This window comes from Alkalihalobacterium sp. TH-98 (assembly GCF_057473385.1).
In genome coordinates this window covers 67,604-81,592 of the sequence record NZ_JBYCKM010000009.1, presented here as the reverse complement: position 1 = coordinate 81,592, position 13,989 = coordinate 67,604, and the positions used below count along the sequence as shown (strand labels likewise).

The window sequence follows — 13,989 nt, the reverse complement described above, 5'->3', positions numbered from 1 at the left end:
AATGATCTTTTTTTGGGCATTCGTAGTTGGAGGTATTATTTGTGTTATTGGACAAATTTTAATGGATGTTCTTAAACTTACCCCTGCACATACAATGAGCACGTTAGTTGTAACAGGAGCGATACTGGATGGGTTTGGGTTGTATGAGCCGCTCATCGACTTTGCGGGGGCTGGTGCAACCGTTCCCATTACAAGTTTTGGTAATGCGCTAGTTCATGGGGCGATGGCAGAAGCAGAAAAGCATGGGTTAGTCGGTGTTATTACAGGGATTTTTGAGGTAACTAGTGCAGGTATTTCAGCAGCTATAATATTTGGTTTTTTTGCAGCATTGATTTTTAAACCTAAGGGATAGGGAGGGATTATTATGACAGTAGCTTCACAAGTAAAACAGTGCCTTTCTTCACTCAAGGGAATTGAGGCATCATTAAATACATTTTCAATTGAAACAGAAGATGAAGAAGTGCGACAAGTATTTCATGAAACATGCTTAACCACTAGAAAAGTAATTGGCGACATAGAAAAGAGAATTGGCGAACTTGAACGAGAAGAGCCTCAATATAATGGATTTTAGTTCATGAAAGATTTAAGAAAGGAGGGTTTCATTTGCCGGGCTGGTTAGAAATCGTTTTACGTTCATCAGTTGGTATTATTGTTGTTTTGTTTGGTGCGAAACTGTTTGTCCGAAAAGCTATAGGAGAGCTTTCGTACTTCGAATTTATCGTAGCGGCCGCTGTGGCTATTATTGTCGGGATTGGTTCAGTAGCATTAAGCATCCCCCCTGGCCATGCAGCCATTGCTTTATTTATGTGGATTTTTATTCCCTATATAATCGGTTCACTAGCGGTAAAAAGTAAGACATTTCGTAATGTGATCGGGGGTAAAGGCATACCGATCATTAAAGACGGTAAAGTTCTTGAAGATAATATTAGAAAAGGTCGATATACGACAGACGAATTGTTAAGTAAACTAAGAACAAAAGATGTTTTTCGTGTTGCAGATGTAGAGTTTGCTGTTCTAGAGCCAAATGGAGCAGTCAACGTTCTATTAAAAAAAGAATATCAACCTTTAACCTCAAAGGATATGCAAATCCAGGTCGCTCCAATTAAACAGCCAGAAACAGTGATCATGGACGGAAAAATTCTAGATGAACCACTTGCTACGATTGGATTTAACCGAAGATGGCTGGAACATGAACTAGATAAAATAGGGGTTGCTATTGAAAATGTTTATATAGGCCAAATAGACTCCTATGGTGAGTTAACTGTCGATGTATTTGATGATCAAATAGAAATTCCAGAACCTGTTGAAAAACCATTGCTATTTGCTGCGATAAAAAAGTGCCAAGCTGATCTAGAAGTATTTTCAATGCAAACTGAGTCCGAGCAGGCTAAAAAAATGTATCAACGTTGTGCCAAAGATATGGACGATGTCATGAAAAAGTTAAAACCAATATTGAGATAAGAGGCGGATCTGTGATGCTGCCTCTTGTTTTTGAGTGAGAGAAAGTATAAAATTCAAGTCTAGCTTCAGACTGGCTTAATTTTTAACAACTTTATGTATTTATTATCAACTTTGGTCAATTTATTTTTAACTTAGTTCAGTTTATTTTTAACTTTGCCGGTTTTACATTCAACTTTTTCACTTTACCGATTTCTCGACAAAAACCTACAAAAATCATGTGTTCCTATATCTCATGCGGTGTGCTGCAGTCCGTACGTCGCTGAACGGGCCTTGCGCTTTTCTTATCTCAATTCACGTTAATGATAAAAAGGAGGCATATGTTGCTCTTCTTTTTTCAATGATATATGAAGTTCTTGATTTTGATTAATAGAAGCAAAAAAAATTCGATTCACGTTTGGTATACTTCTCCTTTGTAACTCTTGAATGAGCCACGGACGATCTAAGCCTAAATAAGTTAAGATGTCTTCGTAAACCTCACCTTCTACGATTAAAGGCAGAGCTAAACTGACATTCTTTTTCTCTAAATTCATATCTTCAATGGTAACTTCCATCTTATTTTCTTGCTTCATTACACTCATTTGTCCATTTCCTTCAATGATAGCGACTTTAACCTCGCTAATATCAAAGATATCTTTCTGCCTTAACATTTGCAATACATTATCGATGGTATATTGTATTCTCCTTAAGTTTTCAACTAGTACTTTTCCATCTTGAATCACTAAAGTCGGTTCAAAAGTAAGTTTCTTACCTAATTTACGATTGGAGATTAATAAGCGAGCAACCGACTTTTGAAGTAATGGAATGACGATAACAGCTAAATAGGTATAAATATGATCAACTGTTGGGTCGGCAATATCGGCACCAATAACATTAGATAATGTAATAATGATGAGAAAGTCAAATATAGGCATTTCGCCAAGCGAACGTTTACCCATATAAATCGTAACCATTAAAAACAACGGAAAGATCGTTAAAATGCGAGCCAGTATAATGGCAGATTCTCTAAGAATATCGTCCATATCATCACCAAATCACTTGACTATAATAGTAATTAATTCAGGATAGTTTTCTCAAATAGATGGAGAAGTATTCCATTTTATTAGGAGTTGGACAAATTTGTTCATACTTCATTTTCTTGTGCATACACTTGTACAAACTACTATTCAGGCGGGGATTTATATGTACATGAGAAAAAAAGTACTAATCATATGTTTATCTATTAGTTTATTACTTTCTACATTTTCATTTACGAGTAAAAGTGAGGCTTTCTCAGTCTCTGCTCAAGGGGCAATTTTAATTGAACAATCTTCTGGTCGAGTATTATATGGGAAAAATGAACATCAACAAATGAGGATTGCTAGTATTACCAAGATTATGACAGCGATTCTAGCAGTTGAATCAGGAAAGATGGAAGAGTATGTAAAAGTTTCAACACGAGCGGAAGGAACAGAAGGATCATCCCTTTATTTAAAAGCTGGAGAAAAAATTAAGCTTGAGGATTTAGTGTATGGTCTTATGCTTCGGTCTGGAAATGATGCAGCTGTCGCGATAGCCGAACATGTTGGGGGAAGTCTTGAAGGGTTCGTTTATTTAATGAATCAAAAAGCTCAAGAAATCGGTATGAATCGAACCGTCTTCTCAAACCCACACGGACTCGATGATCATGAAGAACATTATTCAACCGCTTATGACATGGCGAAGCTTACGCAGTATGCAATGGAGAGCGAGCAATATCGAGAAATTTCGTCTACTAAAAATTATAAAGCACAAAGAGAAGGTGACGTATATAGTTACTGGCAAAATAAAAATAGACTTCTCACTCAATTATACAAATACTCTACAGGCGGTAAGACAGGTTTCACAAAAAGAGCTAAAAGAACGCTTGTGTCAACAGCGACAAAAGAAGATCTAGATTTAATTTGTGTTACTTTAAATGCACCAAGTGACTGGAACGACCATATGAATCTTTTTAATTCTGCATTTGACCGCTATAAAGTCGAGACTCTCGCAGAGGAAGGAACGATCAAAGGAATTCAAGACGAATTCTACAAAGATAGAGTTTATATACCGTATACATTTAAGTACCCGCTTACTGTAAAAGAAAGAGAAGGAGTAAAAAAGGATATTACCCTATATCGTCCCCCAAAAGGTGAAGAGGCCAACAAGATTTATATGCCACAACCGGTTGGGAAGTTAACTATATCAATGAATGGTAAAACATTAAATAGTATCCCTCTTTACTTCTTAACACCAATAGAAGAGGAGAAAAAAGGATTTTGGTCTCAAATAAAGGAAATTTTCTTTCTCACTTTGGGAGTGAAAATCATTGATTAATATCATTTGGGTGACCATGCTCGTGATTGGACTAATTTTTGCAGGAATAAATGGGAAAATGCCTGAGGTAAATGAAGCTATATTTGCAGGTGCTAAAGATGCAGTCACTATTTGCTTCGGGCTAATAAGTATTCTTGTTTTTTGGCTTGGGATGATGAAAATTGCACAGAGTGCCGGTCTGTTAGACGGATTAGCAAAACTATTGAGGCCAATTGCTACTAGATTATTTCCGGAAGTACCTAGTAATCATCCAGCAATGGGTTACATTCTTTCCAACATGACAGCAAATATGTTTGGTTTAGGAAATGCGGCTACACCTATGGGGATTAAAGCAATGCAAGAGTTACGCAGGTTAAATGGTGACCGAGACGAAGCTAGTCGATCAATGATTACCTTATTAGCGATCAATACCGCTAGTATAACTTTAATACCAACGACTGTTATTTCAATTCGTATGACCTATGATTCAGTATCACCTACAGAAATTGTCGGAACAACGATACTTGCTACATTTTGTTCAACGGTAGGCGCCATTCTAATTGATCGTTATTTTTATTATCGTCGAATGAGGAGGAGGTAAGCATGGGATGGATAACAGTAATATCAATATGGATAATTCCAATGCTTATCGCTTTTATTTTGTTATATGGAACATACAAAAAAGTTCCTACGTATGAAACGTTTGTTGAGGGAGCAAAAGAAGGCTTTTCAATGGCCATTTCAATCATTCCTTATTTAGTTGGAATGCTTGTAGCTATATCGGTTTTTCGTGCATCAGGAGCAATGGACTTTATAATCGATTCATTAAGGCCGATATTGCACGCAATTGGTGTTCCTAGTGAAATTGTTCCTCTAGCAATGATCCGGCCTATTTCTGGAACAGGAGCTTTAGGCATGACGACAGATTTAATTGCTACATATGGTCCAGACTCTTTCATAGGTAGACTAGCCTCCACGATGCAAGGAAGTACAGACACGACATTGTATGTGTTAACCGTTTATTTTGGAGCAGTCGGGATTAAGAAAATGGGTGATGCCTTAAAAGTAGGGCTGCTAGCAGATATAGTTGGTATTATTGCTTCTATTGTTATCGTTACATTAGTGTTTGGACCGTAAACTATAAAAAAAACACTAACTCTGGTTAGTGTTTTTTTATTGTAGATAAAAATAAAAAGTATTGATTATTAAGTCTAGCTTATCTAATATGTAAAAAGTGACAATAATTAACCTATAATAATGAAAACTTGAGAATTTACATCAGAAGCTTTAAGATGTTCAATGAGGTGAAAATATGGAACGATTACAAAAAGTTATTGCCCAAGCGGGTGTAACATCAAGAAGAAAAGCAGAACAGTTAATAGTTGAAGGAAGGGTAAGTGTCAACGGTCAAATAGTTCGTGAATTAGGAGTTAAAGTAAACGCCAATAAAGATGACATAGAAGTAAATGGAGTGCCAATTGACCGGGAACAACCGGTTTATTTTTTGCTATATAAGCCAGCTGGCGTCATCTCCAGTGTTTCAGATGACAAGGGTCGAAAAGTTGTAACCGATTTTATTGAAGCGGAGGAAAGAATTTTTCCAGTAGGTAGACTCGACTATGATACTTCTGGACTTATTCTGTTAACGAATGACGGGGAGTTTGCGAATCTTTTGATGCATCCAAGACATACAATTGATAAAGTGTATGTTGCAAAAATTAAAGGTATCCCTACAAGAGAACAGTTAAAGCAGTTAAAAGACGGGATACGCTTAGAAGATGGTAAGACGGCACCCGCAAAAGTCAAGGTACTCTCAGTGAATAAAAAAAATCAAACATCGATTGTTCAATTAACAATACATGAAGGAAGAAATCGTCAAGTACGCAGAATGTTTGAAGCGCTTGGCTATCAAGTCATGAAACTTAAAAGAGAAAGATATGGTTTCTTGGACCTTACAGGGTTAACCCCCGGCGAATTCAGGCCTTTGAAGCCAATTGAGGTTAAACACTTCCGAGAAATAGCTGTCACACAAAAGTCATAATCTCAACTAAATAAGCAACATTTCCATCGTTATAATAAGACTAAAGGTAGAAAAATGTCGCATTTTAAAAGTTAGAAAGGATAAAGCCATTCTTTCTAACCTCTTTTTAAAATTTTCTTCAAACTTTTTTCATACTTCTTTGAAACAATCACATAGTCAAATTCATCTGTGAGTAATAGGTAGTTGGGAAGAGAAGTAGGCACGTATCATAGTCGATTTCTACCAATCTCACAACACTTCTTACTTTTGGAATAAACGCCCCACGCGTTTTTCTTTATGAGAGGGGAGAGCATAATGAAACAAAGAAGGCTTATTATTCGTAGTTCCATTTTAGCAATTATCTCGATCGCTATCGGTTATACGTTTTATATTAACTTCTTTTCAGATCAATCAGTTGTTCGCGCAGGAGATAAAGCAAAGAATTTTGTTGTTGCTGATTTAGCCGGCGAAACGATTGAATTAAGAGAATTAGAAGGGAAAGGTGTTTTCTTAAACTTCTGGGGAACATTTTGTCCACCGTGTGAAAAAGAGATGCCAATCATGGAAGAACTGTATCATGAGTATAAAGATCAAGGTATTGAGATCGTCGCACTAAATGTAGACGAGTCCGACTTGGTCGTTCAAAATTTTGTAGACCGGTATAAGTTGTCGTTCCCAGTCGCTATCGACAAAGGTCGGAAAATTACAGAAGCTTATGGAATTCGGCCACTTCCAACTACGATTTTAATTGATGAACATGGAGAAGTCGTTCGAGTGCATAGTGGGTTTATGGACGAGCCCATCGTAAGAAAATTTTTAGAAGAGATAAAACCGCAATCCTAATGAGGTGTTCACATGAGTAAAGAAATTAAATGCGAATGTGGTCATGTTAATCCATTTGGAACTGAAATCTGTGAATCGTGCGGAAAACCTTTAGAAGCAGAAAAAAGCGAACTTCTTAACATGAGGTATGAAGGTGTAGCACGCCGATCGCAAACCTACAATCGGACGATTATCGATAAAATATGGAACTTCTTTTCTTCCGTAAAAGTAGGAATATGGATTATCGTGGTTACTCTCGTTGCGTCATCGATAGGAACGATATTTCCACAAGAAATGTATATACCACCTAGAGTTAATCCAGCGCGATTTTACGCGGAAGAATACGGGGTTTTAGGTCAACTCTATTACCAGCTTGGTTTTCATGATCTTTATGGTTCATGGTGGTACATGTTATTAATAGCAGCCCTAGGAGTTTCTTTAACGATAGCAAGCTTGGATCGTGTAGTTCCATTATATCGTGCTCTAAAAACACAACGAGTAACGAGACATGAAAACTTTATGAAGCGTCAACGAATTTTTGGAACTTCAAAAGTAAGTAATGATGATGCGACCATTGCAAAAGTTAAAGAGAATTTAGAAAAGCGTAAGTATAACGTAACTGAAGAAAATGGGAACCTTGTAGGTGAGAAAGGTCGCTTTTCACGTTGGGGTCCATACGTTAACCATATAGGAATTATTATCTTTTTAATTGGCTGTATGTTACGTTACTTCCCAGGCATGTATGTCGACGACTTTGTTTGGATCCGTGAAGGGGAAATTGAGGTTATCCCAGGTACCAATCAGGAGTATTACTTAAAAAATGAAAAGTTCATTGTTGAGTTATATGATGAAGACGATGAGGTGTTTGGAGAAGCCATTAGAAATTCTGGAGCTACAGTCGTTAAAACGTATCAAACCAATGCCGTTCTGTTCAAAAGAGAAGAAACCGACACAATTGGTGCAGATGCAGAATTGGTAGAAGTGGATCGCCATGAAATTCTAGTAAATCAGCCATTTAAATTTGATGGTTATGCATTATATCAAGTCGATTACAAATTACATGAGTTAAATGTAATGAGCTTTAATATGCTCCGTAAAGGGGCAGAAGAACCGATTGGAGGCTTTTCTGTCAATCTATTTGATCCACAAGCAGAATATGACTTAGGAGATGGCTATAAGGTAAAAGTTCGCCATTACTTCCCTGATTATTTCTTAAATAATCAAGGACAACCAGCGAGCCAGTCAAGAATTCCTAATAATCCTGCATTCATCTTTGAAATGGTATCTCCTGAACATCCTGATGGAGAAGTGAGTTTCTTAGCCATTGGACAAAACTTAGAACCTTTCGGGGAGAATGATTACCAATTACGATTTGATGGTGTGGAAACTAAAAATGTTACAGCTCTAACGGTACGAAAAGACTATACACTAGGTATCTTAATTGTCGGCGGATTGATCTTCATGATTGGACTCATTCAAGGATCATATTGGGTACATCGAAGAATTTGGGTCCAACGTATAGATGGAGAAATTTGGATCGCTGGTCATACGAATAAAAACTGGAACTCTTTGAAAGATGAAGTCGATCGAATGATTGAAGGAACAGAACTTTCTTCTCCAGTAGACCAAGTGGCTTTAAAGGAAGATGAGAAACAACCTAAGGAGGAAGTGCAAGATGGCAGCTTTAAGTAGTAATTTATTAATGGTTGCTTTCTTCTTGTATTTAGCGTCGACCATTTTCTTTGCTGTATCGATTACAGGGAAGAAGTGGCGTGACAAGCAAGGAGAAATGAATGGTAACCGTTGGGGGACATTCGGATTTATTTCTGCGATCGTTGGTTTTTTATTTGCAATGGGTTATTTTATTACGCGTTGGATCGTAGCGGGGCATGCACCTGTAAGTAATATGTTTGAATATACGACCTTTTTAGGAATTATGGTAGGACTTGCTTTTATTATCATTTACGCTATTTATCGCTCCAACATTCTTGGCTTATTTTCGATGCCAACCGTCATGTTGATCATAGCTTATGCATCGATTTTCCCAAGCGAAGTAGCACCTTTAATTCCTGCTTTACAAAGTATCTGGTTGAAAATACATGTTATTACGACTGCATTAGGACAAGGGATACTTGCGATTGGTTTTGCTGCAGGTTTGATTTATTTACTTCGTACTATCGATTATTCTAAAAAGGATAAAAAGACGAGATCTTTAGAGTTTATTTTATACAGTATTATTGCAACAGTTGGATTTATACTAGTAGGGTATCTTTTTAATGCATTAAACTATGAGGCATCTTTCTCATATGTTAATGAAAAAGATCAGCCAGCGGAAATGGTCTATAATTTACCACCACTACTAGGACCAAACGAAGGTCAATTGTTAACAGAAGATCGTATGAGTCCGTGGCTTGAAATGCCTGCCTGGTTACGTAGTAATGATGCGAATACGGTAGTTTGGGCCTTGTTAGCTGGACTTGTGTTGTATTGGTTATTACGATTAATCTTTAGAAAACCAATTGGTGCGCAAATTCAGCCTATCTTAAAAGGAGTAAATGCAGATCGTGTAGATGAATTAAGCTATCGTGCAATTGCGATAGGGTTCCCAATATTCACACTCGGTGGGTTAATATTTGCAATGATTTGGGCACAAATTGCTTGGACACGCTTCTGGGGTTGGGACCCTAAAGAAGTTTGGGCTCTTATTACATTCTTATTTTATGCTGCGTATTTACATCTTCGACTTTCTAAAGGTTGGCACGGTGAACGTTCAGCATGGTTATGTGTAATAGGCTTTGCAATTATCATGTTTAATCTTGTATTTGTTAACTTAGTAATAGCTGGTTTACACTCTTATGCGTAAGGAATGAGGCTGACTCAATTTTTTGAGTCAGCCTCATCATTGTATCGTTTTGATTATTGTTGAAACGTGGTAAAATAAAGAGTATTATGTCGTAATACACATTTTATGTACTATTTGTTTATATTTGGGAGGTAAAGTTAATGGAACAAGAGGCTAAGATTTTAGTAGTAGATGATGAGGAGCGTATTCGTCGATTACTAAAGATGTACTTAGAGAGAGAAAACTATGAAGTAGAAGATGCTGAAAATGGGGAACAAGCATTAGAAATGGCATTAAAAGAAGATTACGATTTAATTTTGCTTGATATTATGATGCCTGGTATAGATGGAATTGAAGTTTGTGAGGAGTTACGTAAAACGAAAGCAACACCAATTATTATGCTTACAGCAAAAGGTGAAGAGGCAAACCGTGTACAAGGCTTTGAAGTGGGAACTGATGACTATATTGTTAAACCTTTCAGTCCGCGTGAAGTTGTTTTACGAGTGAAAGCTCTGTTACGTCGATCTTCTTCAACTAAATTCTTGCAAACAAATACAGGGTCAAAAGATATTCTTGTTTTCCCGCATTTAACGATTGATAATGATGCACACCGTGTAACAGTAGAAGGTACAGAAATTAACTTAACGCCTAAAGAGTATGAATTACTTCATTATTTAGCATTATCCCCTGATAAAGTATTCTCTCGGGAACAATTATTAAAAGATGTGTGGAATTACGACTTCTTCGGTGATCTAAGAACAGTAGATACTCATGTGAAACGATTACGTGAAAAGTTAAATCGAGTGTCTCCAGATGCTGCGAGTATGATCTCAACGGTCTGGGGCGTTGGTTATAAATTCGAGGCAGTGAAAGGGTAATGCTTTGGCGGAGTGTTGTAGGTAAGCTTTGGTTTACGATCCTGCTATTAGTATCTGTTTTATTGTCTATATTAATGGTCATGCTTCTTCAATACTTCGAGAAATTTCATGTTATTGAAGCTGAATCTCAGCTTATGAATCATGCAAAGATGGTAGCAACGATTATTGAAGAATATGAAAATGAAGAAACCGCACTATCAACAATATCAAAAATCGCAGAGTCATATGAGACAAAAGTAGTCATTATTCAAGGTGATGATTACTGGTATTCTTCTAATGATACAGTCAATGTTGATTTACCTATTGTGACTTTTTTTGAAGATCCTATTCTTTCACAAGTTTTTGAACAGGGTGAACAAGTTGTTAGTCAAGGTGACTTCCCTTTTTATGAAAATGGTGTAGAAGTTCATACAGAAGTCATGATCGTCGGGCGTCCTATTCAAATGTTAGACATGCCAGGTGCTGTATTCTTGTATCAATCTCTATCTGCTTTAGAAGAAACAACCGGTGAAACGAAAAGAATCATTTACTTTTCTGCAGGTATTGCCATAGTATTAACGACGATTTTTGCGTTTTTCTTATCGTCAAGAATAACAGCACCTCTTCGTAAAATGAGACAAGCATCGATGGAAGTTGCTGAGGGTAAATTTGATACAAAAGTACCGATTTTAACAAATGACGAAATTGGCCAACTAGCAATAGCCTTTAATCGAATGGGGCGCGAGTTAAATCGCAATTTAATGGCTTTAAGTCAAGAAAAAGAACAATTATCTAGAATTTTAAGCAGTATGGCCGATGGCGTTATTACAATTGACCGTAAAGGGAAGATTGTTGTTACGAATCCGCCAGCTGAACGTTTCTTGCAAGCTTGGTATTACGATCAAGGTTTAGACGGTAAAGCCGATGATTTACCAAAAGCGATTAAAAAGTTATTCCAGCAAGTTGTAGCAATTGAAAAAGAACAAGCAATGGAAATGGATATACAAGGCAGGAGTTGGGCCATTATCCTTTCCCCACTCTACGATAAAACGTTCGTGCGCGGTGCAGTCGCAGTAATTCGTGATATCACTGAAGAAAGAAGATTAGATAAGCTTCGCAAGGACTTTATTGCCAATGTATCTCATGAGCTTAGAACTCCTATTTCTATGTTACAAGGATATAGTGAAGCAATTATTGATGACATTGCTCAGACCGATGAAGAGAAAAAGGAAATTGCTCAAATTATTTATGATGAATCGCTCAGGATGGGCCGACTCGTCAATGAACTACTAGACTTAGCTCGGATGGAAGCAGGCCATATTGAGTTACAGCTTCAAGTTGTCAATGTAATAGAGCTATCCGAAAAGATTAATCGCAAGTTTCAAGGGTTAGCGAAAGAACAAGGTATTACTTTAACGGCTCATATCGACGAGAACCTCACACCTGCGCATCTTGATCCTGACCGTATAGAACAAGTGTTAACTAACTTGATCCATAATGCAATCCGCCATACAGATAAAGGTGGCACTGTTCAATTAAAAGTTCAACAACTTGAAAATTACTTACGGTACGATATTGAAGATAGTGGTTCAGGAATACCTGAAGAAGATTTACCTTTCGTTTTTGAAAGGTTTTACAAAGCTGATAAAGCAAGAACTCGTGGCCGCTCAGGTACTGGACTTGGTCTCGCCATCGCTAGAAATATTGTTGAAGCACATGGCGGTGAAATCTCGGTTCATAGTAAAATTAATGAAGGTACAACATTTACATTTCAAATTCCTCGAAAAATAGAAGATTAAATGGAATAGCAACGAATAATCTTGTTTCATAAGAAACAAAATTCAGCAAAAGAGAAGTCAAAATGACTTCTCTTTTTTTACATATCACTATTGACAATGAAAATCATTTTCAATTATTATAATAATGAAAATGATTTTCATTATTAATACCGTTGGGGAATTACTAGTGAACATGATGAAAACTACAGTCCGTGGAGCTACTGCTGTTTGTAAAGTTGAAAATGGAGAATACATAGTTGCAGTCGGAAGAAAAGGCATCTTTCGTATGAAAGGACATCAGTTAACAAGTCAATTTTCATTTCCTTTTCGAATAGTAAAGCTCATTAATGGTGGTTCACTTCTATATGGAGTTGGTGAAAGAGGAGTTTTTATTAGGAGCAGTGATGGTGGGTTAACATGGAGTCATAAGTTTTTACCGACTTCGGCAACTATTTGGAGCGTAGTTGCAAGCTCTAAAGGCCTTGTCATTACTCATGGAAACAATTCCATATATTTTTCTAATGACTACGGAGCGACATGGAGCTCTATTTCTCCCTTTGAGAAATTAAGAGAAAATTCACCAGCTATTCGTTCATTATGTTTATCAGGACATTCCTTATTCATCGGTACGAAAATTCATCGAAAATATGGAGGGATTTGGAGATTAGATCTAAATAGTTTAAGGCTGTATTGGATTAAGAAGGAAAATGATTTCATGTTTTCTAGTTTAATGGTTTATGAAAGTCAGCTCATTGCTGCTGGAGGGTCGTGTAGTGGGTCTAAAGGTAGAATTGAAACTTGTTATCTTTCAAATCGCCATAATGAATACTTTTGGAATGCTTTAAATCAAATTGAAAGCCAAACGAGCTTTTTAGATGTTACAGAAGACGCTGGATTTATATTTGTAACATCTTCCCAAGACAAAGAGGGTATTGCGACCATTTCCCAAATCCACTTAGAACATAATATTATTGTTCCGTGTAATACCGTCAAAGGTCATGGATGGCGAATTGCAAATAATAAACAAGAGTATGTTATAGCAGGTCATTATGAGTTGAAGCATTCAATGCAAACTTATGAGTTAACTGAAACGAAAAACAGTAACAGTGAATTAGTCTTACATTAATAGTTTGAAAGGGGAATGTTAAAATGAGTGAGGTTTTACTTGTTTATGCTAGTATGTCAGGAAATACAGAAGCGATTGTCGATTTAATTGAAGAAGGATTGCAAAAGGAAAATATGAACGTAACGAAATTAGATGTTGTTGATTTGTGACCCTGACCAATTAAATGCATTTGATGCAGTAATTTTAGGTGCTTATACATGGGGAGACGGCGAACTTCCAGATGAATTTTTAGACTTGTATGATGAAATGGCTGGGCTGGATTTTACAGATAAACAATTTGCTGTCTTTGGTTCTGGGGATACAGCATATGAAATATTTTGTGGTGCTGTTGACTTACTAGAAGCGATCATTGAGGAAAGAAAAGGTCAAATTGTACAGGCGGGACTTAAAATAGAATTAGGCCCTGATGGTGAAGAAGAAACGTGCAAAGATTTTGGTAGAGAGTTTGCAAAAAAAGTTAAGTTAAAAACAAATGTTTAAGTTTATATAGACGAATTATCGAATATTTTGTATAATTAAGTCGTATCTCAATGAATTGAATAAGTGTTTAACTTTAAGGTCACTCATATGAGTGTGAATAGGGAAGTTGGTGAAATTCCAACACGGTCGCGCCACTGTAAGTACGAATACTCTTTAATAAACCACTGTCTTTATGATGGGAAGGTAAAGGGGCATCATTGTACAAGTCAGGAGACCTGCCTTAGAGTATTGTGTAACCTTCGCGGAAAAGGTAAGCAGTGTGATATGATCTGACATTTGGAAAAGAGTAT

14 protein-coding genes, 1 pseudogene and 1 riboswitch are annotated in these 13,989 nt (G+C 36.8%); of the genes and pseudogenes, 14 read left to right on the top strand and 1 reads right to left on the bottom strand.

Features of this window, described 5'->3' with window-relative positions:
• Nucleotide 1: 1 nt before the first annotated feature.
• The 3 genes from spoVAE to AC2VNP_RS03600 are packed head-to-tail and all read left to right on the top strand — an operon-like array spanning nucleotide 2 to nucleotide 1,461.
• Nucleotides 2-352, top strand: a complete 351-nt coding sequence (spoVAE, locus tag AC2VNP_RS03610; protein WP_486916043.1) for a stage V sporulation protein AE — start codon at nucleotides 2-4, stop codon at nucleotides 350-352.
• Nucleotides 353-364: 12 nt separating this feature from the next.
• On the top strand, nucleotides 365-571 hold the full coding sequence (locus AC2VNP_RS03605; protein ID WP_275116637.1) for a DUF1657 domain-containing protein: 207 nt from the start codon (nucleotides 365-367) through the stop codon (nucleotides 569-571).
• A gap of 32 nt (nucleotides 572-603) precedes the next feature.
• On the top strand, nucleotides 604-1,461 hold the full coding sequence (locus AC2VNP_RS03600; protein ID WP_486916042.1) for a YetF domain-containing protein: 858 nt from the start codon (nucleotides 604-606) through the stop codon (nucleotides 1,459-1,461).
• A 296-nt stretch (nucleotides 1,462-1,757) separates the two neighbouring features.
• Here AC2VNP_RS03600 and AC2VNP_RS03595 read toward each other — a convergent pair whose 3' ends face one another.
• Entirely contained in the window at nucleotides 1,758-2,480 is a 723-nt protein-coding gene (locus AC2VNP_RS03595; RefSeq protein WP_486916041.1) for a DUF421 domain-containing protein, read from the bottom strand.
• 166 nt (nucleotides 2,481-2,646) lie between these two features.
• Between AC2VNP_RS03595 and AC2VNP_RS03590 the strand changes: the two genes are divergently transcribed.
• The 11 genes and pseudogenes from AC2VNP_RS03590 (at nucleotide 2,647) to AC2VNP_RS03540 (ending at nucleotide 13,699) form a co-directional block, all read left to right on the top strand.
• On the top strand, nucleotides 2,647-3,795 hold the full coding sequence (locus AC2VNP_RS03590) for a D-alanyl-D-alanine carboxypeptidase family protein (protein ID WP_486916304.1): 1,149 nt from the start codon (nucleotides 2,647-2,649) through the stop codon (nucleotides 3,793-3,795).
• Complete coding sequence (locus tag AC2VNP_RS03585; RefSeq protein WP_418200890.1) at nucleotides 3,788-4,375, top strand: nucleoside recognition domain-containing protein; 588 nt, start codon at nucleotides 3,788-3,790, stop codon at nucleotides 4,373-4,375. Before AC2VNP_RS03590 ends, AC2VNP_RS03585 begins: the two co-directional genes overlap by 8 nt.
• Nucleotides 4,376-4,377: 2 nt before the next feature.
• Entirely contained in the window at nucleotides 4,378-4,911 is a 534-nt protein-coding gene (locus tag AC2VNP_RS03580) for a spore maturation protein (RefSeq protein ID WP_486916040.1), read from the top strand.
• A gap of 175 nt (nucleotides 4,912-5,086) precedes the next feature.
• Nucleotides 5,087-5,815: a pseudouridine synthase gene (locus tag AC2VNP_RS03575; protein ID WP_486916039.1), complete on the top strand. Its 729-nt coding sequence runs from the start codon at nucleotides 5,087-5,089 to the stop codon at nucleotides 5,813-5,815.
• 294 nt (nucleotides 5,816-6,109) lie between these two features.
• On the top strand, nucleotides 6,110-6,637 hold the full coding sequence (resA, locus tag AC2VNP_RS03570; protein WP_486916038.1) for a thiol-disulfide oxidoreductase ResA: 528 nt from the start codon (nucleotides 6,110-6,112) through the stop codon (nucleotides 6,635-6,637).
• A 12-nt stretch (nucleotides 6,638-6,649) separates the two neighbouring features.
• On the top strand, nucleotides 6,650-8,308 hold the full coding sequence (resB, locus tag AC2VNP_RS03565; protein WP_486916037.1) for a cytochrome c biogenesis protein ResB: 1,659 nt from the start codon (nucleotides 6,650-6,652) through the stop codon (nucleotides 8,306-8,308).
• A complete protein-coding gene (gene ccsB, locus AC2VNP_RS03560; RefSeq protein WP_486916036.1) occupies nucleotides 8,292-9,479 on the top strand; it encodes a c-type cytochrome biogenesis protein CcsB in 1,188 nt (395 codons plus the stop codon). Before resB ends, ccsB begins: the two co-directional genes overlap by 17 nt.
• Nucleotides 9,480-9,619: 140 nt before the next feature.
• On the top strand, nucleotides 9,620-10,336 hold the full coding sequence (locus AC2VNP_RS03555; RefSeq protein ID WP_486916035.1) for a response regulator transcription factor: 717 nt from the start codon (nucleotides 9,620-9,622) through the stop codon (nucleotides 10,334-10,336).
• Nucleotides 10,336-12,114 (top strand): ATP-binding protein, encoded by a 1,779-nt coding sequence (locus tag AC2VNP_RS03550; RefSeq protein WP_486916034.1) that lies wholly within the window; start codon nucleotides 10,336-10,338, stop codon nucleotides 12,112-12,114. Before AC2VNP_RS03555 ends, AC2VNP_RS03550 begins: the two co-directional genes overlap by 1 nt.
• Nucleotides 12,115-12,238: 124 nt before the next feature.
• Entirely contained in the window at nucleotides 12,239-13,219 is a 981-nt protein-coding gene (locus tag AC2VNP_RS03545) for a hypothetical protein (RefSeq protein WP_486916033.1), read from the top strand.
• A 23-nt stretch (nucleotides 13,220-13,242) separates the two neighbouring features.
• Nucleotides 13,243-13,699, top strand: a pseudogene (locus AC2VNP_RS03540) (flavodoxin).
• A gap of 59 nt (nucleotides 13,700-13,758) precedes the next feature.
• A riboswitch (cobalamin riboswitch) is annotated at nucleotides 13,759-13,936 on the top strand.
• Nucleotides 13,937-13,989 lie beyond the last annotated feature (53 nt).

What these genes read in the sequence shown, in the direction of transcription:
- resA (WP_486916038.1), top strand. Translation starts at nt 6,110, where the DNA reads ATGAAACAAAGAAGGCTTATTATTCGTAGTTCCATTTTAGCAATTATC.
- AC2VNP_RS03545 (WP_486916033.1), top strand. Translation starts at nt 12,239, where the DNA reads ATGAAAATGATTTTCATTATTAATACCGTTGGGGAATTACTAGTGAAC.
- ccsB (WP_486916036.1), top strand. Translation starts at nt 8,292, where the DNA reads ATGGCAGCTTTAAGTAGTAATTTATTAATGGTTGCTTTCTTCTTGTAT.
- AC2VNP_RS03590 (WP_486916304.1), top strand. Translation starts at nt 2,647, where the DNA reads ATGAGAAAAAAAGTACTAATCATATGTTTATCTATTAGTTTATTACTT.
- spoVAE (WP_486916043.1), top strand. Translation starts at nt 2, where the DNA reads ATGATCTTTTTTTGGGCATTCGTAGTTGGAGGTATTATTTGTGTTATT.
- AC2VNP_RS03580 (WP_486916040.1), top strand. Translation starts at nt 4,378, where the DNA reads ATGGGATGGATAACAGTAATATCAATATGGATAATTCCAATGCTTATC.
- AC2VNP_RS03605 (WP_275116637.1), top strand. Translation starts at nt 365, where the DNA reads ATGACAGTAGCTTCACAAGTAAAACAGTGCCTTTCTTCACTCAAGGGA.
- AC2VNP_RS03595 (WP_486916041.1), bottom strand. Translation starts at nt 2,480, where the DNA reads ATGGACGATATTCTTAGAGAATCTGCCATTATACTGGCTCGCATTTTA.
- resB (WP_486916037.1), top strand. Translation starts at nt 6,650, where the DNA reads ATGAGTAAAGAAATTAAATGCGAATGTGGTCATGTTAATCCATTTGGA.
- AC2VNP_RS03550 (WP_486916034.1), top strand. Translation starts at nt 10,336, where the DNA reads ATGCTTTGGCGGAGTGTTGTAGGTAAGCTTTGGTTTACGATCCTGCTA.
- AC2VNP_RS03555 (WP_486916035.1), top strand. Translation starts at nt 9,620, where the DNA reads ATGGAACAAGAGGCTAAGATTTTAGTAGTAGATGATGAGGAGCGTATT.
- AC2VNP_RS03575 (WP_486916039.1), top strand. Translation starts at nt 5,087, where the DNA reads ATGGAACGATTACAAAAAGTTATTGCCCAAGCGGGTGTAACATCAAGA.